Origin of the sequence: Bradyrhizobium sp. BR 1433, from assembly GCF_051547665.1 — a bacterium.
Classification (GTDB): domain Bacteria; phylum Pseudomonadota; class Alphaproteobacteria; order Rhizobiales; family Xanthobacteraceae; genus Bradyrhizobium; species Bradyrhizobium australafricanum.
The window spans coordinates 51491-73513 of record NZ_JBPUGG010000001.1 but is presented as its reverse complement, the minus strand read 5'-3'; the positions used below and the strand labels follow the sequence as shown (position 1 = coordinate 73513).

Genomic DNA, 22023 nt, shown 5'->3' with positions numbered 1-22023 from the left:
ACGGCGACATCGTGTTCACTTCGTGCCGTGAGCCTCGGCCTGCCGCACCGGCCGCGCATTGAAGATCAGGAAGCTGAGCGCGGCCATGATCCACACCCCGATGCCGCCATAGAGCATCACCCAGCCGAAGCCGCTCGCGAGTGCCCGATGCACGACCGGGCCGGTCAGCTCCGGCGCGGCTGCGACGTCGCCGGCCGCGATCCGCTCGCCGATCGCGCGAAGTTGCGCGCCGTCCAGCGCCGGTAGCACCGCCTTCAGATGCGCCAGCACGCCGCTTGCCAGGATGAAGCCCATCAGCGCGATGTTGACCGAAAGCGAAACCATCCGCGCGCTCATGTCGATGCCCGAGGCCATGCCGGCGCGGTCGCTCGAGACCGAGCCGGTCGTCGTGTTGGTGACCGGCGTGTTGGTGATGCCGAGGCCAATTCCGGCGAGCAGGCAGCCGGGCAGCATCGTCAGCCAGTCCGGCTGCGCGGCGGCGCTGGCGAATTTCATCAGCATGAATCCGGCGCCGATCGTGAACAGCCCCACCGGAATGATCAGTCCGGGCTGATAGCGCAGCGACAGTCGTTCGGCGAACGGCGGCATCACCAGCGTCGGCAGCGTGTAGGCAAGCAAGGCAAGTCCCGCGGACACGCTGTCATAGCCGAGGCCTGCATGAAACCAGATCGGCAGATAGATCATGAAAGGCCAGTAGCTGAGGTTCATCGCCGCCGAGCCGACGATCGAACCGGAGAAAGCCGGGATCCGAAAGACAGAGAAATCGAACATCGGCCGCCGGCTGATTCTCTCGGCAACCAGGAACGCGGCGAAGCTCGCCGCGGAGACGCCGAGGATCGCAAGCCCCTTCAAGCTGACGAAGCCGAGATCCGGCCCCTGCGTGATGTAGAAGGCGAGGCAGAACACCGCGACCGACATCGTCACGATACCGGCGACGTCGAGGCTGCTGGCCTTTGGGTCCCTCGATTCATGCACACCGCCGATCGTGAGCACGAACGCCGCGGCCGCGAACAGCACGTGGACGAGGAACACCCACTCCCAGCTCAGCACCGCGACAACGGCGCCGCCGATGATCGGGCCGAAGCCGAGGCCGATGCCGAAGATGACGCCCCACCAGCCCCAGGCGACGGCGCGCACCCGGCCGCCCTGGAATTCGTGCGAGAGCACGGCGATCTGGCAGATCAAGAGCGCGCCGCCGCTGAGGCCCTGCGGGAACCGGGCGAAGATCAGCATTTCGACGCTCGAGGCAATGCCGCAGATCAGCGAGGTGATGCCGAACGCCGCGATCGCGACCAGGAAGATGCGCTTGCGTCCATAGCGGTCCGCGACCGTCCCGATCGCCATCAGCACCGTGGTGACCGCGATCGTGTAGGCGTTCATGATCCATTGCAGCGCCTTGAAGTCGGCATGCAGCACCCGCTCCAGCGTCGGCAGGATCGCGGGGATGCTGGAAATCTCCAATCCGAACATCAGGCAGGCAAGGCATACGGCAGACAGCACGACAGCGCCGCGGCGGCTCAGTTCAGTAGACATGATCAGGCCTTTTGTTGTGGCAAACCAACGGAGTACCGCACGCTGTTGCCAGGGTGCTGGCAGCAGCGTCGGTCGATCGACTCACGATGTATTGAGGCAGCAGCGGCAGGAATCGGGTGGCCACGGCGCTTCACAACGCAAAGCTAGTCATGGCTTGAGCATTGGTGAATTGGATGACTAGATATTTCAGAGACAACAAATCCGGATGACTGACATGACCACGCTCGACGTCGACGCCGTGAAGACATTCGTGACCATCGCCGATCTCAAGAGCTTTACGCGCGCCGCTGAAGCGCTTGGCACCACGCAGGGCGCGATCAGCGTCAAGTTGAAGCGGCTGGAAAGCCAGCTCGGCCACAGGCTGATCGAACGGACACCGCGCCTGGTGCGCCTGTCGGCGGAGGGCGCAGCTTTCCTCACCCCGGCGCAGGAATTGCTCGGCGCGCATGATCGCGCCGTCGCGGCGTTGTCGCCCGTGCGCCCGCGTCGCTTCTCGCTCGGCATTGCCACCCATGTCGGAGGCGCGGAGGTTCCGACCTTGCTGGCGCGGCTGCATGCGCACGACCCGGCGCTCACCATCGAAGTAAGGCTCGAGGATTCCCGCGACCTGCTCGATGCCTTCGATCGCGGCGAGATCGATGCCGCCATCATCCGCCGCGAGGACGACCGCCGTGGCGGCGAGATGCTGGCGACGGATCACTATGGCTGGTTCGCCACGCCGGACTTCGTCCATCGCGCGGGCGAGTCGCTGCGGCTCGCCGCCTCCTCGCCGTCCTGCGGCGTGCTCAACATCGCGACGCGCGCGCTGGCGGCGGCGAGCATCCCGTGGACGGAAAGCTTCCTGGGCTGTGGGTCCTTTGCTGTCGCCGATGCGGTCGCCGCAGGCCTCGCTACCTCGGTGTTCTCCCGCCGGCTCGCCCGGCCGGGACGATCGAGGTCAGCGGGCGGCTCGGCCTGCCTGCCCTGCCGCCGTCCGAGATCATGCTGCTGTCGGCGCTGTCAGATGCAAAATCACGCGCGGTGCTGAAGACGATCGTCGCTGCCTTTCGCGAGCATCATCGGATGCCTGCCAATCGCGCGGCAGAGGACATCCATACCGTCACGGAAGTTGTCGGCTCCTGAACGATCTGTGCGCCGGCCGGCTAGTGTGCTGAATGCGAAGTTCGTGCGATTTCGCGGCAGCCACTTTCACGAACTTCGCATTCAGCACAATAAAATCATAAGTTTGCTAGTGTCCTTATCGAATCCGAAGTTCGCTCCGAAGGTGCGGCAAATGATGCGAACTTCGGATTCGGGACACTAGCGACGCGCGCTTCCGGCGCGCTTTCCCTCGAACAACGCACGCTCCGAGGTGAGCGCCCTGGCGAGAAAATCGAGCGTCGCGCGGATGCGCGCGGTGCGCTTGAGATCGTCATGGGTCAATAGCCACAGCGCCGAGCGCGGCTCCGCCAGTGCTTTCGGCGTCAGGCGGCGCAGCGTGGGCACGAGGTCGCCGACATAGCAGGGCAGCAGGGCAAGCCCCAGTCCCGCCGCCGCGGCATCGCGCAGCGCCGGAAGCGCATCGACCCGGCAGACGGTCCGCGCCGAACGCAGGTTCTCGCGCATCCAGCCGGCGATGACGGTCCCCGCCAGCGCATCGTCGAGCCCGATCCAGTCGTGCACCGACAAATTCCTGTCGACGCGGCGGGCGAGATAGGCGCGCGATCCGTAGACCGCATGGGCAATATCGGCAATGCGCCGTCCGACCAGCAGTTCGGATGGCGCCGGTGTCGGCCGGATCGCGATCTCGGCCTCGCGGCGCGTCAGGTTCGCCATCGCATTCGAGAAGATGATTTCCGGCTGGATCTCTGGATGCGCGGCGCGCATCGCCGGCAGATGCCGCATCAGCACCGCGCCGAGCGTGTCCGTCGTCGTGATCCGCACCGGTCCCGACGGCCTGAGGTCCCGTCCCGCCAGCTTGCGCTCGAGCGCAAGCACCTCGTCCTCGAGCCGGGCTGCCGAAGCCGCCGCGATCTCGCCGGCCGGTGTCGGCGCGTAGCCGTCGCGGAAACGCTCGAACAGCCGCGTTCCGATCGCATCCTCGATCGTGCCGAGGCGGCGAAACACGGTGGAATGCGTGACGCCGAGCCGGCGCGCCGCCCCCGAGAGGCTGCCTTCCCGCGCGACCGCGAGGACAAGGCGAAGGTCATTCCAGTCAAGCGGGCTGTTCATTTTTGCAAACTCAATTGGCAGAGTTGGCGAATACCTTATCACGGACAAACAGGCCATCCTCCCGAAAAGTTCGGCCGACGGGCGCACCTCGTGTGCCGCGTTGGCAACGCAGAGGAGCTGGCAGGTGACAAGCGAGACCACCGAGACGTTGCAATTGCACGCCGCGCGGCCGGCGACGGTCGACCCGCGGCGATGGCTGGCGCTGCCGGTGCTGCTCACCGGCGCCTTCCTGCCGATCCTCGATTTCAATGTCGTCAACCTCGCACTCCCCGCTATTCGCGACAATCTCGGCGCCAGCCCGAGCGAGGTGCAGTTCGTCATCTCGGCCTATGCCGCGACCTATGCCGTGTTCCTGATCACCGGCGGCAGGCTCGGCGATCTCCTGGGGCGGCGACGGATGTTCCTGACCGGCGTCGCCGGCTTCACGATCGCATCCGTGCTGTGCGGCATCGCGTGGTCACCGGCCATGCTGGTCACCGGACGGATTCTGCAGGGCCTCACCGCCACCGTGATGGCGCCGCAGGTGCTTGCCTCGATCCGCGTGCTGTTTCCGGCGGCCGAACAGGGCCGCGCGCTTGGCTTCTATGGCGCGACCTTCGGCCTTGCCAATATCTGCGGCCAGCTGCTGGGCGGCGTGCTCGTCTCGGCGCATCCGTTCGGACTGGCCTGGCAGGCGATCTTCCTGATCAACGTGCCGATCGGCCTCGCCGCCTTCGTCGGCGGCCTGCTGTTCTTGACCGACTCGCGCGCCGCGCACGCGCAGCGGCTCGACGTCGGCGGCGTCATCCTGCTGTCGCTCACGCTCGGCCTCCTGGTCTATCCGCTGATCGAGGGCCGGGAATCCGGCTGGCCTATCTGGATCGTCGCGATGCTGCTGGCATCTCCGCTGATGCTCGCCGCTTTCGTCCGGTTCGAGGCGCGCCTCGAAGCCCGTGGCGGCGACCCGCTGGTCGCGCTGCATCTGCTGCGCAACAGCGATTTCGTGATCGGGCTGGTGATGGCGCTCGCCTTCTACATGCTGTCGTCGTTCTATTTGACCTTCGCGGTCTACCTGCAAAATGGGCTGCACCAATCTCCGCTGGAAGCCGGCCTTGCCACCCTGCCCTTTGCCGCCGGCTTCTTCGTCAGCTCGCTGGTATCATCACTGGTGATGCAATGGCTCGGTGCCCGCACGCTGACGCTGGGCTTTGCGCTCCAGGTTGTCGGCTTCGGTGTCGTGATGCTGTCGGTCGGCGGTGCGCTTCCGCAAAGCCTCGAATTCGGTCTGATCTGCGGCGGGCTTGGCTTCGGCACCGTGATGCCCTCGGTGATCAAGGCCGTGATCGGCAGCATCGATCCGCGCCATGCCGGGCTGGCATCGGGCATGATGATCTCGACCTTCCAGATCGGCGCCGCACTCGGCGTCGCGATCATCGGCGGCGTCTTCTACAGCCTGCTCGGGCCGCATCCGCAGGCCGACGACTACGCGCACGCCTTCACGATCGCGCTCGGCTGCAATGTCGCGCTGCTGGCGCTCGGCGGCTGGCTGTCGCTGTGGCTGCCGCGCGAGCCAACGGCGGGTTGAGATCGACACCGCCGACGCGGCTATTGCTTCGCGGCCGCGAGCGGCGGCGGAAACAGCAGCTTGAGCAGGATGGCGGCAAGCAGCGTCACCAGGGCGAGACCGGTGGAGAGATAGAGCGCGCTCGCATCGCCGAACCGGTCGATCACGATTGCATAGATCAGCGGCGCCGCCGCCGGCAGGATGAAGCTCGGGACAATGAGCCGGCCGACCAGCGTGCCATAGCTGCGATGATCGAACAGGATGAGCGGCAGCGTCCCCCTGGTGATGGTCAGAATGCCGTTGCACGCGCCGTAGAGCAGCGCAAACGCGACCCCCATCTCCCGCGCCGATCCGCTGAACAGGCCGGCGATGAAGGAGAGCGGCATGATCAGGCAGGCCATCAGGTTGAGCACGAGCGGATCGAGCCGTCCGCCGAACAGGACTTCGCAGAGACGCGCGGCGGATTGCCCGATCCCCCGCAGCGTTGCGATCCAGACCGCAACAGTGACGGTGAGCCCGAGGCCGGTGAGCACCGCGATCATGTGCGCGGACATGCCGGCGTTCAGGAAGTTCGCGCCGGTCATAATCACGGCATAGAGCCCGCTCGCAGCCGCAAGCTGCCGTCGCCCCGCCGCGCGCGGTTGCCTCGATGCCACCGCAGCAGAGCCCGGCACGCCGGCAAATCGCTGGTTCGGAATCAGCAGATGCAGCGGGATCGTCAATAGCGCAATGCCGGCATAGGCCAGCACCGCGATGCGCCAGCCGAAATGGTCCGAGAGCGTATGGCCGAGCGGCCAGAACACGGTGGCGGCCAAGCCACCAAGCAAGGTGATCCCGGACATCGCACGGCGCGCCTCCGGCCCGCCGATCCGGGCCAGCGCCGCGAAGGCGGCATCGTACAGCGTCAACCGCATACCGAGGCCAAGAACGATCCAGGATGCGGAATAGCTGCCGATCTGGTGCGAGAGCGCGAGACCGGCGCAGCCGAGCGCGTTGATCACCGCGCCCGCGACCATGACCTGCCGGCCACCGCTTCTGTCCACCCACCTGCCCGCAAGGGGCGACGTCACCCCCATGACCAAGAGCGCCGCGGCAAATCCGCCGTAGACGATGTCGCGGCTCCAGCCGAGATCCGCGGCGATCTGCTCGCCGAACCCGCCGACCAGATAGTAGGTCGCGCCCCACGAGATCAGTTGAGCCAGCCCGAGGGCAATCACGACCCGGCGTGCGATCACCGGGCCGTTTCCCTGTCTGACGGAAGCGTGGAAGCGCCGGGCCCCAGCGGCCGCTGCATCAGCACGGTGTCGACCCATTGTCCGAGCTTGAAGCCCACCGACCTCAGCGTCCCCACCATCTCGAAGCCCATGCGACGGTGCAGCGCGATCGATCCGGCGTTGCCGCTGTTGCCGATCACGGCGATCATTTGCCGCCACGGTCCCTCCTCCGATCGTTCGATCAGCGCCCGCAGCAGCGCCGCGCCGATGTGGCGGCCACGCAGGGCTTCCGACACGTAGACCGAGTCTTCAATGGTGTTGCGATAGGCCGGCCGTGGCCGGTACGCCGTCGCGTAGGAGTAGCCGGCCACCCGTCCGTCGATATCGGCCACGAGATACGGCAGCCCCGCGGCCAGCACGGCGGCACGGCGCCCGAGCATCTCGTCGAGTGTCGGTGGCACTTCCTCGAAGGTCGCCAGCCCGTTGAGCACGTGGTGCGCGTAGATGCGCTGCACCTCCGCCATGTCGACCTCTGTGGCGTCGCGGATCACGGTGTCTTCGTTGTCTCTCATCCTTGCCTCGTCTAGCGGCATCATGCCTGTGCTTCGACGGCGCGTCGGTGCACGCTGCGGGCACCACGGGCTCATCTCGACATCGCTGCGCGACAGTCCGACATCCGCCAGCAGGCGATCATCGAGCTCGCGCAGCGCCTGCCGGCGGCGGATGCGCGAATGCGGCGAGACCGCAAGATAGCGCCCAGCTCGACGATGACACCGCCATTGGACTTGAGGCCGGACAATGCCTGCTCCCGGTCTGCCGAAGCCGTCGCTTGCCGGACTATGCGCCCCGGCGTTATATAAGTGAAGCTTTGACAGCTTATGCGCGGCATAAGAGATACTTTGATGAAGAACCTCAACCTCGATTATCTCGAAAGCTTCGCTGTCGTGATCGACTGCGGCAGCTTCTCGGCGGCGGCCGAGCGGTTGCAACTCACGCAGCCCGCGGTGAGTCTGCAGGTGCGCCAGCTCGAGCGCAGCCTGAATGCGACCTTGATCGAGCGGGTCGGACGCAAGGCCAGACCGACCGCCGCCGGCGTCGCGCTGCTCTCCCATGCGCATCAGATCAATGCGGCGGTGGCGTCGGCGGTCGACGCCGTTGCACAGCAGACGACCGGAACGGCAGGCCGCGTGCGGCTCGGCACCGGCGCGACCGCCTGCATCTTCCTGCTGCCGCCGATCCTGAAGGAGCTGCGCGCCGCGCTGCCCTCGCTGGAGATCACGGTCACGACCGGCAACACCGCGGAGATCGCAAGGGCGGTCGAGGACAACACCATCGACATCGCGCTCGTCACGCTGCCGGTGTCGGGACGCAGCTTCGAGATCACGCCGGTCATGAACGACGAGTTCGTGCTGATCGCGCCCCGCGACATGCAACTGCCGGCGCGGATCACGCCGGAGGTGCTGGCGACCAGGCCGGTGCTGCTGTTCGAGCCGGGCGGCAACACCAGGCGCACCGCGGACGAGTGGCTGGCCCGCGGCGGCGTGTCCTTGAAGCCGTTGATGTCGCTCGGCAGCGTCGAGGCGATCAAGGAGATGGTGCGCGCCGGGCTGGGCTGTGCGGTGCTGCCCGGCATGGCCGTCCCCGCCAGGACCAAGCAGCGCGACCTGGTCGTCCGGTCGCTGTCACCAAAGCTCTACCGCCGGCTCGCGGTGGTGATCCGCCGCGACAAGCGCCTCGATCGCGGGCTGCGGCAGACCTTGTCGGCGCTGAAGGCACTCTCGGCCAAGGACAATGGCCGCTAGAGCGTCGAGCGAGGTGGACGCCGGTCCGTGTCAAGAAAGCAGGCAAGACAAGGCGCGAGAGCTTCGGTTCTGATCCAATCAAAACCAAAGCTCTCGGAGCACGCCGCGCGTGCGCCCTGCGCTACCCCTTACGTCGCCTTGCGCTCCTGCTCCGCGATCTTGCGGAACGCGGCCTCGCCGGCATCGGTCACCGCCGCCCATTTTGCGTTCGGCGTGGCCTCGGCGTCGTAATTGTCGTGCCAGTTCCACCATTTGTAGGTCGCGCCCTGCGGATAACCCTTCGGCGAGTCCTCCCAGAGTTCCTGGCGGCCGAGCGGCGTGATGTCGAGATAGCTCCACACCGTACCCATCGCCTCGTCGCCGCGGCTGTTGACGAAATAGGTGCGGAAGATACGCTCGCCGTCGCGGATGAAGACGTTGTGGCCGTGCCACTCGGCGACGCCGAAGTCGGCGTCAAAACTGTCGGTGATCGTGTACCACGGCATGTCCCACTCCATCCGCGTCTTCAGCCGCGCGATGTCGGCCTGCGGCGCGCGCGAGGCGTAAGCCAGCGTGGTGTCGCGCCGGTTCAGATGGGAGAGGTGACTGACCTGATCGGCGCCGAGCGAACAGCCGCGGCAGCCATGGTCCGGCCAGCCGAACACGCCGGGCTCGAAGAAGGCGCGGTAGATGATGAGCTGCCGGCGGCCCTCGAACAGGTCGAGCAGGCTCGCCTTGCCGTTCGGTCCTTCGAAGACATACGGCTTCTCGACCGCCATCCAGGGCATCCGCCGCCGCTCCGCCGCAAGCGCGTCGCGTGCCCGCACCTGGGCCTTTTCCTTCACCAGCATCTCCAGGCGCGCCGCCTCCCACGCCTCCCGTGACACCACCGGCGGCGTCTGCATCGCCGTCAGTCCGCCGCGATCGTTTTCAGCTGATTTATTCATGATGGTCTCTCCATCTCCGATTTGGACGAACTCCGCTCCCCGAGCGCGGTTCCAGCGCCGGCAGCCGTTCGTCATTGGCCATGCCGCAATCTGGCTCGGCAGCGCTAGCGAGCGGGAGTGACAAGTGTGTCGGGATTTTTCGCGCAGGTGGTCAGACCGCATCACCATATTTGTGATATGCTTGCACTTTGCAATTAACTATGCGAACCTCGCCGGCATGAAGCAAAGCGCTGCCCCCGCGTCCGATGATGGCCTCAAGCTAAGCGCCTGGCTGCCTTACCGCCTGTTCCTGGTCGCAGCGCAGGTCGCCCGCCCGCTCGAGCGCTTCTACGGCGAGACGTTCGGATTGAGCCAGGCGGGCTGGCGCATCCTCGCCGTCATCGCCGAGCGCGACGCGGCCAACGCCTCCGAGATCGGCCGCGCCTGCGCGCTCGATCCGTTCGCGGTCAGCCGCGGCATCGGCCAGCTCACAGAGCTCGGCTTCGCGGTGCGACGCTCCGGCAAGTCCGACCGGCGCTTCGCCGCCGTCAGCATCACCCGCAGCGGCCGGGCCGCGTTCAACCGGATCGCCGCACTCGGCAGCGCGATCGAAGCGCGGCTGCTGGCGCGGCTGTCGGAGAGCGAACGCGCCACGCTCGATTCCGCCCTCACCCGGCTTGAGGGAGAAAGCGCGCGGATCGACGCCGACGGCTGGCGTGCACTGCGCGATGACGCCGGCGCGCCATGACGGCCCTGCTGTTCGCAGTGACCGCGCTGCTCTGGGGCGGCGGCGCGCTGGCAACGGCAATGCAGGCCGGCGTGACGCCCGCGCCGTGGTCGGTCGCGCTGCGCATGGTGCTCGCGGGCGTCATCCTGCTCGGCTACGGCCGGATGCGCGGCGTGCCGCTCGCGATCCCGCGCAAGGACCGGCCGGCGGTCGCGTTGCAGAGCCTGTTGTTCTTCGCCATTGCCTTCATCGCCTTCTATGAGGCGACCGCACGCATGCCGAGCGGGCTTGCCGCACTCGTGCTGTCGACATCGTCGCTATTCGCGGCCGTGATCGCGCGTGCCGTGCTCGGTGTGCCGATCTCTCCCGGATTCGTGTGGGGCGCGCTGTGCGGCATCCTCGGACTGGCGATCATCTTCCTGCCTGGCGCCGCCGCGCACGGCGCCGCGCCGCTTGCGGGATTCGCCTGGGCGCTCACCGCGGCCATCGCAACCGGCGCCGGGACAACGGTCGGTGCGCGCAACCAGCGCGCCGGACTGCCTGTCGTCTCCGTGCTCGGCTGGGGCGCGTTCGTCGGCGCGGTGGCGAGCGCGCTGTGGGCCGTCGCGACGGGCACGCCGTTTGCAGCCGACATCTCGCCCTCCTACGTGGCGAGCTTCCTCTATCTCGCGATCGCCGCGTCCTGCATCACCTTCATGCTCTATTTCGAGCTGGTGCGCCGGCTCGGTCCCGGCCGCGCGGCCTATACGCTCGCGCTGGTGCCGCTCGTCGCGCTCGTGCTGTCGGCGCTGTTCGAGCACCTTGCGCTGGGTTGGCCGGTGCTCGCCGGCGCCGTCGCGATCCTCGCCGGCAACGTCCTGGTGCTGGCGCGCGATTGACCGGCTCGTCGGCGCACGCAAGAGGCATGCGGCAAGTTGTCCCCGCCGGCGATCGCCGGCCGGTCAACCTCTTATTTCCCGATCGCATTAATCGGACGTTGTCCGGCTCGCATATAAAGAAGCAACCCGGGCCGACGAGGCGGCTTCGCAGGGTTACCAGATCGTGAATTCCATCCGCAGAATCGGCAACACCGACTACTTCGCAATCCAGGTCGACGGCCAGGATGACTGGATCATGCGTCCTGCCCTCGGCAGGCGGCCCGCGCGAAATGCCGGGCTGCTGCCGGACGGCATCGCGTGGTTCTTCAACACCGACGCGGGATTCGTCTTCTATGATCTTGCGCGTCGCCAACTCGTCGATCGGCTGCAAACGCCCTGGGCGCGCGGACACGGCGGAAAGGACGCGCGCGACGACTATCTGAGTTACGGATTTCTCCAGAGCAAGGATGGCCGGTTCGTCTATCTCCTGCTTTATCACGCCGCGAACGCGACTGACCTGCATGTCATCGACCTCGAGCGCAGGGCGATCGTCCGCTCGGTTCTGGACATGCCGAGCGGCAACTCGCTGTGCCCGCCGGTTCTGGACCAGGCTGGCCGGATTCTGGTTTCGGCGTTCCGGCATGACAAGGGAATTATCGCGCTGCTGCTGCGCATCGATCCGCAGACCGGCCATCACGAGGTGTCGAGCTGTGAGGGATCGCGGGCGGGGTCGTTCCTGATCCGCTCGAGCCCATGCGGCCGCTATTGGTTGCGCGCCGACAACTCCCGCCTTCCAATGCTCACCGAGGAGGCCTCGCTCGTCTCGCGAATGCTGGGCAGAGACACCACAGCGCAGCGGGAGTATTTCAGCTTTGCGGTCGAGATCTGGCAGGCGTTTCCGCTGCGGCGGTTGCATTCCGTCGCGCCGATGTGGATGCAGGCGGATGGGCTGCCCGACAACGGCCACATCGACTACGACCGGCGCAAGCAAGGATTGCCGCCACAGCGCGGCGGGATCTACCGCAAGGTGTCGCAGTTGCTGGATCAGGAGGGCTCGCTCACGACCAACCGGATCAGCGCGACATCGCATCCCGATCTGTGGCCGGATCCGAACGGCCACTACGCCAATGTCAGCAGCAATCTGCGCGACTTCGAACTCTCCGAGCGCGACGTGATCGGCTGGCAACCCGATAGCCAGGCCGTCTGGTTGAAGCGGCAAGACTTCGTCGCCTGTGTCGGCGTGGACGGTACGGTCTCGCCCAAGATCATGCTGGAACGGTTCGGGATGGACAGCCGCCCCTGGCTGGCCAACGCTCGCGGTTGGTCCGAGGCGACGCCCCTGCCGGACCGTCGCCTCGATATGCGGTTCACGGAGGGGATGGTGACGGTCTCCGGCGTACCGGGCGATCCGGTGCACCGCATCCGGGTCGTGCCCGTAACCGAGGATCATTTCAGGCCGGCGTCGCCCGAGCCGCCGCAAGAGACGGACAAGGATGCTGCGCTCACCAAGAAGGCCGAGGCGCTCGCCAAGCGGTACAGCACCTACACCGTCGACCTCGCTTCGATGAGCGAGCCCGATTGCATCGCGGCCATCGATGCGCTCACGGCGCAAATCGGCCCCGACATCAACGAGCGCCCTCACGACAACCACCTGCAGGCAGTGTTCCGTTGCGATGGCAAGCGGCTCAACGAGAAGAAGTTCTTCTCGCATGTTGCGAAGCACTACCCCGGCGCCGCGCCTGCGATCCGAAGGCTGATCGACGCGGTATGCGCGCACATCGGACCGCATGCCAACGCCTGGTACGACCCTTACGGAGACGAGATTCCGACCGCACTGTTCGGCTACGCCGCATGGTGCCTCGCGCGCCTGGACAAAACGAGCAACGATGTCGTGCTGCGCTACTACGGGCTGGTCGATACCGATCACGAGAACTTCTTTTTCGAGAAGATCGCTCCGTTGATGCTGGAGAACGCAGGCGACGCGAGTGCTCGCCTGGAGCTCGCCGAACAATTCTATTTCGGCGATCTCGGCAATGCCATCGATCACTCGGCGCTCTGGCGAATGGCGAAGATGGCCGAGCATGCGGCGAGCCTGATGACGGCGCAGCAGTACGCGGCGCGATTGCTGGCGCGCGCAGCCGCGACCTCCGCCGCGCGATCGAAGTCGGAGTTCGGGTATCATTGTTTCGACAACCTCGCGCGGTTCCTGACCGATCCTTCGCAATGGGAAGCAGATCTGCTGCGAGAACTCCGGGAAGCGGCGAGCGATCTCGCGCCCCGGTAGCGCCGCGGCAGATGAAAATATCGCGCCGGCATGTCACATTCGCCGTTCCTCGTTCGTCATGATGTCGTCAACCAACCCAGGGAAACCGACCATGACTGTCAGACTTGATCCGCTCGCCGCCGCCCCCAAGATCATGAAGATCTGGTTCGACGCGTCGGTCACGATCTCCTCCAGCCTCGAGCCGAAGCTCGCCGAGCTCGTGAAGATCCGCGCCTCGGAGATCAACGGCTGCGCCAACTGCATCAACTTGCACACGACATTCGCCCGCGATGAGGGTGAGACCGAGCAGCGGATCTACCTGCTGTCGGCCTGGCACGAAGCGCCCTGCTACACCGATCGCGAGCGCGCCGCGCTGGGCTGGACCGAAGCCCTGACGCGGATCTGCGAGCAGCATACCCATGTCGCGGCCTACGAGGCGCTGAAGGCGCATTTCACGCCGGAGGAGCAGGTCAAGGTGACCTTGCTGATCAACATCATCAACGGCTGGAACCGGATCGCGGTCGGCTTTGGCGGCTTCGTCGATCCGCACGTGATCAAGGCCAGGATGGCGGCGGCGTGACCACGGAAATGGCACGGGACGACGCAGCGGCTGACTTCGCGCCGCTGCGTCCCAGGCTGATGCGCGTCGCCTATCGCATGGCCTCTGCGCTGGGCGGCAGGGCTTCATTCGGTCCGGATCGCCGGCCGATTGACGTGGCGACGATATCTGACTAAAGTCAGATATATGCTCGACCCCGTTTCCCGCGTCCGTCGCTTCAACCGTGCCGTGACCTCCGCCGTCGGCGCGCTCGACACCTCGTTCCTCGGGCGCGGTCGGCCGCTCGGCGCGGCGCGCGTGCTGAACGCGATCGGGCACGGCCGCGCCGATGTCGGCGAGATCAGGGACTATCTCGGGCTCGATTCCGGCCTGATGAGCCGTCTGCTGCGCAGCCTTGAGGACGAAGAACTGATCGAGACCACGGCGCATGGCGACGACGCGCGCCGCCGCATCGCACGGCTGACGGCCGCGGGCAAGCGCGAGTTCAACGCCTATGAGGCGATCTCCAACCGGCAGGCCAAGGACTTTCTCGCCCACCACAGCCAACGCGAGGCGCTGCTTGCGGCGATGGACCTGATCGCCTCGGCGCTCGGCCGCGACGGCACCGCCCTCGATGAGATGGATCCGCGCAGCGACGAGGCGCGCTATTGCCTCGGCGAATATTACGCCGAGCTGGCGCGGCGGTTCGAGAAAGGCTTTGACGTCAAGCTGTCGCGCGACCCCGAGGCCAAGGATATGGTGCGGCCGCGCGGCACGTTCATCGTGGCGATGTCGGACGGGCTGCCGATCGGCTGCGTCGGGCTGAAGGGCAGCGGCGGCGAGTTCGCCGAGATCAAGCGGCTCTGGGTCGCACCCGGCGCGCGCGGTCTCGGCCTCGGCCGCCGCCTGATGGACGCGGCCGAACGCGCCGCGCGCGAGCTCGGCATCGCGGTGCTGCGGCTCGACACCAACAGCGCGCTGCCGGAAGCCGGCCAGCTCTACCGCCGGACGGGCTGGACCGAGATCCCGCGCTTCAACGACGACCCCTACCCCGATCTGTTCTTCGAAAAGCACCTCTGAACGGCGCGCCGCACGCGGCGCCCGCATCAGCATGTTGTCCGGCGCGATGCGCTGGCCTAAGACACGGGCATGACCATTCGCCCCATCGTGCGCTATCCAGATCCGCGCCTTGCACTGCCGGCCGGGCCGGTGACCGTGTTCGACGAGGCGCTGCGCGAACTGGCGAAGGACCTGCTCGAGACCATGCGCGCGGCGCCGGGCATCGGCATCACCGCGCCGCATATCGGTGTGTCCCTGCGCGTCGTTGTGCTCGAGCTCGATGCCATCGAGGGGCCGCGGACCTATGTCAATCCGGAGATCATCCGGACCTCGCCCGAGATGATCCTGCACAAGGAGGGCAGCGTCTCGATGCCCGGCGTCAATGACGAGGTCGAGCGCCATGCGCGGGTCCGCATCCGCTATCAGGATCTCGACGGCAACGTGCAGACCGAAGAGTCCGACGGCCTGCGCGCGGTGTGCCATCAGCACGAGATCGATCAGCTCGACGGCGTGTTCTGGATCAGGCGGCTGTCCCGCATCAAGCGGGAGCGCCTGATCAAGCGCTACGACAAAATCTCGCGGACGTGATCGTAGCCCGCATGAGCGAAGCGACATGCGGGACAAGCCGCGATCAGCAGACGGAAAGGCCCCGGATATCGCTGCGCTCATCCGGGCTACGCGTCTTGCGCGAGCGAACCAACCTGCCTTCGTTCTACCCTCCCGCCATCAGATCCTTGGCCAGCGCCATGTAGGCCGGCAGCGTTACGGGGTCGTTGGCGGCGTTGCCGGCGGCCGGGTGCGAGGCGTAGCGCGCGATCACCATCTCGGCCTTCGGATCGATATAGAGACCCTGGCCATAAACGCCGCGCGCCATGAAGGCGCCGTGCGCATTGTGCGTCACCCACCATTGATTGCGGTAGGACGCCCCTGGCAATGTGGTGTAGCCGGCTGGCTTGAATTTCTCGGGATCGCCGCCGCGCGCGATGTCCTCGACCACTTGAGACGGGACGATCTGGCGGCCGTTGAAGCGGCCGTGGTTGCGGATCGTCTCGCCGAAGCGGGCAAGATCGCGCAGCGTTGTCGACAATCCGCCGCCGCCGCTTTCGGTGCCGATGCGGTCGACGTGATAATGCGCATCCTCCTCGGCGCCCATCGGCGCCCAGATCCGCTCGGAGAGCAGGTCCGACAAGGTCATGCCGCTGGCACGGCGGCAGATCCAGGCCAGCACGTCGGTGTTGACGGTCTTGTAGGCGAATGCCTTGCCGTGCTCGCCCTGTTTCTGCTGCGCGCAGAGGAAATCGAAGATATTGGTCGCGCCCTCATAGCCCGGCTCGATCGGCGCCATGCCGTTGGCGCGCCGCAGCCCCCACACGTCGGAATTCTTGTCGGTATAGACCTCGGTGTATTTGAGGCCGGTGGTCATATCCATCGCCTCGTGCACGCGGGCATCGCCGAACGCGCTTGCCTTCAGCTCCGGCACGTAATCGGTGATCGGCGCCTGCGGATCGATCTTGCCCTCGGCGATCAGGATGCCGGCAAGCGTGCCGGTGAACGATTTGGTCACCGACATCGCGATGTGCGGCTTGTGCGGCCTCAGGGCGCCGAAATAGCGCTCGTAGATCAGCTTGCCCCGGTGCAGCACGGCGATGCCGTCGGCATAGGTCTCCTCGAGCATGCGCGCGAAGGTCATCGGGCGGCCGTCGATCGTCACCGATGCCGACGCGCCGATATCATGGTCTTCGCGCGGCAACACCGACGCCGGCCCTGCCCCGCGCCAGACATTCACGGTCGGCACCAGCTGGCGGATGTTGCTCCAGGCCCAGCGCAATTCGGGGAAGCTGCGGAACGAGCCGTTCTGGAAGGTGATGGTCCTGTCCTGCGGCGGCGGAAAGCCCTGCATCCAGCCAAGCGTCTGCGGATCGGATTCGGCGGCGGTGAGATTTTGCTGTTGATTGGCGGCGGCTGCGACGGACATCAGGGCTGGCTCCAGAGCTGCGAATGCGAATTTCGTATCACGCGATCGCACCAGGCACATCCCGCGTTTGCGCCGGGGTGATCGTCGCGGCGAGCGCACGCCGCAACGCGAATGGCCGCGTGCCGCACACGCCAGCTCGATCGGACACCTGACTATCGAGCCCGGGCCAAATCATTCCGGCAGACGGATTACCCGGCCGCCGCGCGCTCGATCGCGGCGATGTCGATATTCTTCATCGTCATCATCGCCTCCATCGCGCGCCTGCCGGCGCCGCGGTCGGCGCTGTTGACGAGCTCGAGCAGCCGCCGCGGCGTGATCTGCCAGGCAAAGCCCCAGCGATCCTGGCACCAGCCGCACGGCAATTCCTTGCCGCCGTTGGACGTGACTGCATTCCAGTAGCGATCAGTCTCCTCCTGGCTGTCGGTGAGCACCATGAAGCTAACCGCCTCGTTCGGCACGTAGTTCGAGCCGCCGTTCAGCCCGACGAAGCGGCGGCCGAGCACGGTGAACTCGACCGTCAGTTCCTCGCCCTGCCCGATGCCCGGTATCGGCGATTGATGGCCTGCGCCGACATGGCTGTCGGGAAACGTCGCGGCATAAAACTCCGCCGCTTCGCGCGCCCGGCCCTGATCGAACCAGAGGCATGTGACGAGATCGGTCATGGCAGTCTCCTTGTTTGCGCGCAAAGGACGATTGGCGAAGGCGGCAGCCGACATCGCGGCAACAGGCTGATGAAAAATATTTGCGGAACCGCGTTTATCACAACACCCGCCTCTACACCCGATCGTCGTCCTGGCGAAAGCCAGCACCCATAACCACCGCAACTGATTGGGAACGGGATCGCGGCCCCAGCGTCGCGCAACAATTGAGATTTGGGGTAATGGGTCCTGGCTTTCGCCAGGACGACAGTGAGTGTGTGGCATGGCCTCCATCCCCAATCGTCGTCCCTGCGGGTTCTCGCCTTTGGCGGGACCGGCCCCGGATTTCGCTGCGCTTCATCCGGGCTACGCTTGGCCAAAATATTCCGGAATCAGCTGTCGGGGCGCGCGCCGCCCGCTCGTCCTCAGGACGCAAGGACATGGAGAGAAACGATGACGCCCATCATTACCGCCTTCGAACGGTCGCCCGATGGCGGCAAGGGACTGGCGCGCGATACGCGCGTTCGCTGGGCGCTGGAAGAAACGGGCCAGCCTTACGAGGTTCGCCTTGTTTCGTTCCAGGCGATGAAGGAACCCGCGCATCTGGCGCTGCATCCCTTCGGCCAGATTCCGACCTATGAGGAAGGTGATCTGGCGCTGTTCGAGACAGGCTCGATCGTGCTCCATATCGCCGAGCGTCATGCCGGCCTGCTGCCCGGCGATGCCAACGCCCGCGCCCGCGCAATCACCTGGATGTTTGCCGCGGTCAACACGGTGGAACCGCCGATCCTCGAACTCATGACCGCCAGGATTCTGGAGAGCGACAAGCCCTGGACCAAAGACCGCCTGCCGCTGGTCATGGATCGCATCCGCGACCGGCTGAAGCAACTCTCCCCCGCCTCGGCAAGGCCGACTGGCTCGACGGCGCGTTCAGCGCGGGCGACCTGATGATGGTGTCGGTGCTGCTCAGGCTGAGAGCATCGGGCATTCTCGACGAATATCCGGGCCTGTCCGCCTATGTCGCCCGCGGCGAAGCCCGGCCGGCTTACCAGCGCGCTTTCGAGGCTCAGTTGGCGGTTAACACGGGTAAACCACCGACCGGCTGAGGTTGGCGACAACAGGGACAGCGCCCTCGCGCAGACGACAAAGCCGCCGGACATCGGTGCACTCGTCCGGGCCAGGTTTGCTAGTCGAATGGATCGTGTTCTGGCAGCGGTTCGGTCAGTTCGAAGCCTGGATGAAGCTGCGAAATAATATCCAATGCGGTGCGGCCGGGTGCAATCCCCGCGGGGTGCACGCGGGACGCATCGAAATACTGGTTGCTCAGCACCGCGACACCGCATTGCAGTTGCGGCACGACGATCACGATCGCTTCGAATCCGCCTCTGCTCGTCGCGCCGTTCTTTGTGAAAACGGTATGGCCCTGCGTGTCCGTGGTGAGCTGCCAGGCGAGGCCCATGGTGACGCTGGTCTTCTCCCCGCAGATGGGGAATGTCCCCTTGTTCTGCTGCGTCAGTGCGATCTGCGACCCGAGCGGCCCCTTCGGCGCCGCGATCTGCGCCGCAAGGAACTTGATCATGTCGTCGCCGGTGGTCTTCAGATCAAAGGCCGTGCCGCCGGTCGGCGTGTTGCGGTCGAAGACGATCGGATATGGCGGCTCGGAGCTCTTGCTCCAATGCCCGATACATCCCTGCGCGATCTTCCACGACGAATTGAGCACGGCTCCGGTCTGCTTCATGCCGAGCGGACCGGTAATGTATTCGGCCAAAATTTCGTTGTAGTTATGGCCCTTGTCTTTCGCAAACATCTGCGTGACCGCAAAGCCCAGGGTCACGAAGCCGATGTTGGAATACTGCCAGCAGCCCTGCGGCGGCGTATCATATTGATTCCACCAGTTGATGAGTTCACTGGAGGGCGGCTCGTCCGCAAACAGCTGCTCGCTGTAGCCAGTCAAGCCGTCCCCCGGCTGCTCCGGCATGCCGGAGGTATGGGTGGCGAATTGCACGAGCTGGATGGCGTCCAGCACCGGCGTTCCAACCGCGTTCGCGCTGAAGAGGTTCAGATAAGGGCCGATGGTATCGTCAAGAGAAGGCCCACCCGCCTTGACCGCCACCGCCAGCAATGTGCTGGTGAACACCTTGGTCACCGATCCGATCTCGAACACCGTGTCGGTCGTGACACTGAATGGCGCGGGCGAAGAGCCGGCCACGCCTGACAGTCCCTTGGGGTAGGCGTAGCCCTTGGTGCCGAACGACTTTTCGTCATAGACCGCGATGCAGCAGCCAGGGGCGTTGCTGATGCCGAGATATTTTTCGGCCGCCTGTTGAACGATCTGTGCCGGACTTGTCGTCGCCTCGATCATCTGGTCGCTCATTTCGCCCTCCTGCCGGTGAAGATGCACCATGTTGACCCTTGGTTGCATCATCTCATACAACGCCGTTCAGCGCGAGCGAAATCACCGTGACTATTTGTTTCAAGTTCGCTCGGTGGAGCGTTCGCGCGGAAAAAAAGCGTCGTCAGACGCCGGCTTGCGCCGACTTCCCGGCAGTCGCGAAGAGTCTCGCGGGAAATCGGCGCCGGGTTAGCCGAACGCGTAACCTGCTGCCTCGCGCCCGGCTTCAAGATGTGGCGGATTACGCTTCGCCGGTCCACCTGCGCTCGGCTGGATTATGCTTGCTGCCGGAGCATCGGAAATGACATGGTCGATTTCACACCGCCGATGCAGGCAGAGCGCAGGACTTCTTCGTGAGCACCAATCAAGCGATCAAACTTGCGGTGATCGGACGCGGCCTGATCGGATCGGCGGCTGCGCGGCATCTGAGCAAGATGGGCCACGATGTTGCGCTGATCGGGCCCGATGAGCCGGCGGATTTTTTGCGCCATGGCGGCGTCTTCGGCAGCCACTATGACGAGGGCCGCATCACGCGGAGTTACGATCCAGGGCCGTTCTGGCGGCAAGCGAACCGCGCTGCGATTTCGCGCTACGGCGAGATTTCAGCGGAGAGCGGCGTGGAGTTCTACCGGGAAGCCGGTGCGCTTCACATCGGCCGCAGCGAAACCACCGATGTTGCGTCGATCGGCAGGATCTGTACCGAAGACGGGATCCGGTGTGAAGCCTATCATGATGCGGGGCTCGCGGAGCGCTTTCCGTTTCTGAAATCGACGGCGGGAATGCAGGGTTATTTCGAGCCGCACAATGCCGGATACATCAGCCCGCGCCGTCTGGTCCGCGCGCAGACGATCGCGGCGGAGTGCGCCGGCGCCCGGATTATCGACGAACCCGCGCTGGGGATTTCGGAAAGCGGCTCCGGCGTGACGATCCGGACGCGATCGGGCAGCGTCGAGGCCGAGCGCGTTCTGGTTGCGGCGGGCGGGCACACCCAATCGCTGCTCGGCCGCTCCTTGGGCTTTACGGTCTATGGGCGGACCGCGGCGCTGTTCCGGCTTGGTGCGGCGGAGGTTCAACGCCTGGCCGGAATGCCGTCGATGCGTTGTCTCGGGCCCAAGGGCGACAATCCCTACATCCTGCCTCCGATCCGCTATCCGGACGGCCAGACCTGGCTGAAGCTCGGCGGCGATCCGGTCGATCTTCCGCTCGACAGCGAGGCCGATATCAAGGACTGGTTCCGCTCGGGCGGATCGATTGAAGTCGCCGATCGGCTTCAAGGACAGATCCTTGAACGCATTCGCGACCTCGCTTTCGAGGAACGCCGCGTCGTGCCCTGCATGACCACCTTCGGCGACAGCGGACTGCCCTGCATCGGACCGCTTTCGGAGCGCGTCACGGTCGCGTTCTGCTGCTACGGCAAGAGCGCAAAATGTTCGGACGAACTCGGCCGGCTCGGCGGCATGGCGCTGCTCGGCGAGATCAGAGCCGAGCTCGCGCCGTGACTGAGTTTTGTACGGCGTTTGCGTCCGAAAGTTCCTAGGCACGCGGGACGGATTCGCCGGCGGGTAGCCCGCATGAGCGCAGCGATATGCGGGACGCCACGACACGCCCCGGATATCGCTTCGCCCGTCCGGGCTACGCTTGCTGAACCCGTAGGAGTGCCAACGCGGACGTAACGCACCCTCACGATCATCACCCGAAGACGTGATGGATTACGCTTCGTTCATCCGACCTGTCGGTGATGGTCTGCATCGCGCGACACAACGAAGAGGATCTCGTTGCTCACGCAGCGTTGAGCCGGCGTGAGTGATGATTGCATTTAAGTCCGCCGTTGCCGCGCACAAATATCTGACGAGGCCAGACTCCTCGGCCCCATAAACAAAACGGAGAAACTCCATGACCAACGTCAAACTCCTGTCGGCTTCCTTGATCGCGGTTGCCATGATCGCGTCGCCAGCAATGGCGCGTGAAACCCACGCGATGTCCCGCCACGTCGCGGAGGCGAGCGCTGCCGCGCCGACCGAGCCCGTCTATGTCGACGGTCGCGCCTGCATCCCGGCGCCGCGCGTCGGTTCATTCGCCACCGCGCCCTGACCGGCAACAATGTCCCCTGCGAGCCGGGTCCATATTGATCGCGTGGCGCGCATCGATCGGTCGAGCGGCGTCCTAGCTGCTTGACCGGCGCGATGTGCCATCGCTCCGCTGAAACAGTGAGTAGCCCGCATGAGCGCAGCGATATGCGGGACACCACGCGACACACGATAGAAAATGCCCCGGATATCGCTTCGCTCATCCGGGCTACGCTTGCTCGATGGTTCTCATTGCGCCCAATGAGTTGATTTGTCGTTGCAGAAACGTTTCTTCGTCTT

At 65.6% G+C, this 22023-nt stretch carries 18 protein-coding genes and 3 pseudogenes; 12 read left to right on the top strand and 9 right to left on the bottom strand.

Annotated features, from left to right (window positions below):
- Positions 1 to 15: 15 nt before the first annotated feature.
- Positions 16 to 1533, bottom strand: coding sequence for an MFS transporter (locus ACSKB9_RS00345; RefSeq protein WP_438071049.1), 1518 nt, complete (start codon positions 1531 to 1533; stop codon positions 16 to 18).
- 214 nt (positions 1534 to 1747) lie between these two features.
- Here ACSKB9_RS00345 and ACSKB9_RS00340 point away from each other — a divergent pair.
- A pseudogene (locus ACSKB9_RS00340) lies at positions 1748 to 2655 on the top strand (LysR family transcriptional regulator).
- Positions 2656 to 2832: 177 nt separating this feature from the next.
- Here ACSKB9_RS00340 and ACSKB9_RS00335 read toward each other — a convergent pair.
- Positions 2833 to 3744 (bottom strand): LysR family transcriptional regulator, encoded by a 912-nt coding sequence (locus ACSKB9_RS00335; RefSeq protein ID WP_438071047.1) that lies wholly within the window; start codon positions 3742 to 3744, stop codon positions 2833 to 2835.
- A gap of 124 nt (positions 3745 to 3868) precedes the next feature.
- Here ACSKB9_RS00335 and ACSKB9_RS00330 point away from each other — a divergent pair, with 124 nt between their 5' ends.
- The gene (locus tag ACSKB9_RS00330) at positions 3869 to 5308 is read left to right on the top strand and encodes an MFS transporter (RefSeq protein ID WP_438071045.1); all 1440 of its coding nucleotides are present in this window, start codon (positions 3869 to 3871) and stop codon (positions 5306 to 5308) included.
- 20 nt (positions 5309 to 5328) lie between these two features.
- Here the strand turns inward: ACSKB9_RS00330 and ACSKB9_RS00325 are convergent, their stop codons facing one another.
- From ACSKB9_RS00325 to ACSKB9_RS00315, 3 genes and pseudogenes are all read right to left on the bottom strand, one after another.
- A complete protein-coding gene (locus tag ACSKB9_RS00325) occupies positions 5329 to 6522 on the bottom strand; it encodes an MFS transporter (RefSeq protein ID WP_438071044.1) in 1194 nt (397 codons plus the stop codon).
- Complete coding sequence (locus ACSKB9_RS00320; protein ID WP_438079997.1) at positions 6519 to 7073, bottom strand: N-acetyltransferase family protein; 555 nt, start codon at positions 7071 to 7073, stop codon at positions 6519 to 6521. The genes ACSKB9_RS00325 and ACSKB9_RS00320 overlap by 4 nt, the downstream gene beginning before the upstream one ends.
- A 111-nt stretch (positions 7074 to 7184) precedes the next feature.
- A pseudogene (locus ACSKB9_RS00315) lies at positions 7185 to 7490 on the bottom strand (hypothetical protein); the annotation flags it as partial.
- Here ACSKB9_RS00315 and ACSKB9_RS00310 point away from each other — a divergent pair.
- Positions 7404 to 8303: a LysR family transcriptional regulator gene (locus tag ACSKB9_RS00310; protein ID WP_438071042.1), complete on the top strand. Its 900-nt coding sequence runs from the start codon at positions 7404 to 7406 to the stop codon at positions 8301 to 8303. The pseudogene ACSKB9_RS00315 and the gene ACSKB9_RS00310 overlap by 87 nt on opposite strands.
- A 128-nt stretch (positions 8304 to 8431) precedes the next feature.
- Here ACSKB9_RS00310 and ACSKB9_RS00305 read toward each other — a convergent pair whose 3' ends face one another.
- On the bottom strand, positions 8432 to 9229 hold the full coding sequence (locus ACSKB9_RS00305; protein ID WP_438071041.1) for a DUF899 domain-containing protein: 798 nt from the start codon (positions 9227 to 9229) through the stop codon (positions 8432 to 8434).
- A gap of 217 nt (positions 9230 to 9446) precedes the next feature.
- Between ACSKB9_RS00305 and ACSKB9_RS00300 the strand changes: the two genes are divergently transcribed.
- The 6 genes from ACSKB9_RS00300 to ACSKB9_RS00275 all read left to right on the top strand — a co-directional run bounded on the left by ACSKB9_RS00300 (position 9447) and on the right by ACSKB9_RS00275 (position 15240).
- Positions 9447 to 9956, top strand: a complete 510-nt coding sequence (locus ACSKB9_RS00300; protein ID WP_438071039.1) for a MarR family winged helix-turn-helix transcriptional regulator — start codon at positions 9447 to 9449, stop codon at positions 9954 to 9956.
- On the top strand, positions 9953 to 10813 hold the full coding sequence (locus ACSKB9_RS00295; RefSeq protein WP_438071037.1) for a DMT family transporter: 861 nt from the start codon (positions 9953 to 9955) through the stop codon (positions 10811 to 10813). Before ACSKB9_RS00300 ends, ACSKB9_RS00295 begins: the two co-directional genes overlap by 4 nt.
- Positions 10814 to 11561: 748 nt before the next feature.
- Complete coding sequence (locus ACSKB9_RS00290) at positions 11562 to 13076, top strand: hypothetical protein (RefSeq protein ID WP_438071035.1); 1515 nt, start codon at positions 11562 to 11564, stop codon at positions 13074 to 13076.
- Positions 13077 to 13167: 91 nt separating this feature from the next.
- The gene (locus tag ACSKB9_RS00285) at positions 13168 to 13635 is read left to right on the top strand and encodes a carboxymuconolactone decarboxylase family protein (RefSeq protein WP_438071033.1); all 468 of its coding nucleotides are present in this window, start codon (positions 13168 to 13170) and stop codon (positions 13633 to 13635) included.
- Positions 13636 to 13800: 165 nt separating this feature from the next.
- A complete protein-coding gene (locus ACSKB9_RS00280; protein WP_438071031.1) occupies positions 13801 to 14673 on the top strand; it encodes a bifunctional helix-turn-helix transcriptional regulator/GNAT family N-acetyltransferase in 873 nt (290 codons plus the stop codon).
- Between the two features lie 69 nt (positions 14674 to 14742).
- Positions 14743 to 15240 carry a peptide deformylase gene (locus ACSKB9_RS00275; RefSeq protein WP_438071029.1) on the top strand — a complete coding sequence of 166 codons (498 nt, stop codon included), beginning with the start codon at positions 14743 to 14745 and terminating at the stop codon, positions 15238 to 15240.
- Between the two features lie 124 nt (positions 15241 to 15364).
- Here the strand turns inward: ACSKB9_RS00275 and ACSKB9_RS00270 are convergent, their stop codons facing one another.
- Both ACSKB9_RS00270 and ACSKB9_RS00265 read right to left on the bottom strand, forming a co-directional pair.
- Positions 15365 to 16627 carry a serine hydrolase domain-containing protein gene (locus tag ACSKB9_RS00270; protein ID WP_438071028.1) on the bottom strand — a complete coding sequence of 421 codons (1263 nt, stop codon included), beginning with the start codon at positions 16625 to 16627 and terminating at the stop codon, positions 15365 to 15367.
- A 188-nt stretch (positions 16628 to 16815) separates the two neighbouring features.
- Positions 16816 to 17289, bottom strand: coding sequence for a VOC family protein (locus ACSKB9_RS00265; RefSeq protein WP_438071026.1), 474 nt, complete (start codon positions 17287 to 17289; stop codon positions 16816 to 16818).
- 429 nt (positions 17290 to 17718) lie between these two features.
- On the opposite strand from ACSKB9_RS00265, the pseudogene ACSKB9_RS00260 reads away from it, so the two are divergent.
- Positions 17719 to 18371 (top strand): annotated as a pseudogene (locus ACSKB9_RS00260) (glutathione S-transferase family protein).
- An 80-nt stretch (positions 18372 to 18451) separates the two neighbouring features.
- Here ACSKB9_RS00260 and ACSKB9_RS00255 read toward each other — a convergent pair.
- Positions 18452 to 19639 carry a serine hydrolase domain-containing protein gene (locus ACSKB9_RS00255; protein ID WP_438071024.1) on the bottom strand — a complete coding sequence of 396 codons (1188 nt, stop codon included), beginning with the start codon at positions 19637 to 19639 and terminating at the stop codon, positions 18452 to 18454.
- Between the two features lie 371 nt (positions 19640 to 20010).
- Here ACSKB9_RS00255 and ACSKB9_RS00250 point away from each other — a divergent pair, with 371 nt between their 5' ends.
- Positions 20011 to 21156, top strand: a complete 1146-nt coding sequence (locus ACSKB9_RS00250; RefSeq protein WP_438071022.1) for an NAD(P)/FAD-dependent oxidoreductase — start codon at positions 20011 to 20013, stop codon at positions 21154 to 21156.
- A 394-nt stretch (positions 21157 to 21550) separates the two neighbouring features.
- The gene (locus ACSKB9_RS00245) at positions 21551 to 21748 is read left to right on the top strand and encodes a hypothetical protein (protein ID WP_438071020.1); all 198 of its coding nucleotides are present in this window, start codon (positions 21551 to 21553) and stop codon (positions 21746 to 21748) included.
- Positions 21749 to 22023 lie beyond the last annotated feature (275 nt).

Excerpts from the sequence above, each read along its gene's own strand:
- ACSKB9_RS00320 (WP_438079997.1), bottom strand. The coding sequence starts at position 7,073 with ATGAGAGACAACGAAGACACCGTGATCCGCGACGCCACAGAGGTCGAC.
- ACSKB9_RS00295 (WP_438071037.1), top strand. The coding sequence starts at position 9,953 with ATGACGGCCCTGCTGTTCGCAGTGACCGCGCTGCTCTGGGGCGGCGGC.
- ACSKB9_RS00300 (WP_438071039.1), top strand. The coding sequence starts at position 9,447 with ATGAAGCAAAGCGCTGCCCCCGCGTCCGATGATGGCCTCAAGCTAAGC.
- ACSKB9_RS00265 (WP_438071026.1), bottom strand. The coding sequence starts at position 17,289 with ATGACCGATCTCGTCACATGCCTCTGGTTCGATCAGGGCCGGGCGCGC.
- ACSKB9_RS00285 (WP_438071033.1), top strand. The coding sequence starts at position 13,168 with ATGACTGTCAGACTTGATCCGCTCGCCGCCGCCCCCAAGATCATGAAG.
- ACSKB9_RS00255 (WP_438071024.1), bottom strand. The coding sequence starts at position 19,639 with ATGAGCGACCAGATGATCGAGGCGACGACAAGTCCGGCACAGATCGTT.
- ACSKB9_RS00335 (WP_438071047.1), bottom strand. The coding sequence starts at position 3,744 with ATGAACAGCCCGCTTGACTGGAATGACCTTCGCCTTGTCCTCGCGGTC.
- ACSKB9_RS00245 (WP_438071020.1), top strand. The coding sequence starts at position 21,551 with ATGACCAACGTCAAACTCCTGTCGGCTTCCTTGATCGCGGTTGCCATG.
- ACSKB9_RS00310 (WP_438071042.1), top strand. The coding sequence starts at position 7,404 with ATGAAGAACCTCAACCTCGATTATCTCGAAAGCTTCGCTGTCGTGATC.
- ACSKB9_RS00275 (WP_438071029.1), top strand. The coding sequence starts at position 14,743 with ATGACCATTCGCCCCATCGTGCGCTATCCAGATCCGCGCCTTGCACTG.
- ACSKB9_RS00270 (WP_438071028.1), bottom strand. The coding sequence starts at position 16,627 with ATGTCCGTCGCAGCCGCCGCCAATCAACAGCAAAATCTCACCGCCGCC.
- ACSKB9_RS00280 (WP_438071031.1), top strand. The coding sequence starts at position 13,801 with ATGCTCGACCCCGTTTCCCGCGTCCGTCGCTTCAACCGTGCCGTGACC.
- ACSKB9_RS00345 (WP_438071049.1), bottom strand. The coding sequence starts at position 1,533 with ATGTCTACTGAACTGAGCCGCCGCGGCGCTGTCGTGCTGTCTGCCGTA.
- ACSKB9_RS00305 (WP_438071041.1), bottom strand. The coding sequence starts at position 9,229 with ATGAATAAATCAGCTGAAAACGATCGCGGCGGACTGACGGCGATGCAG.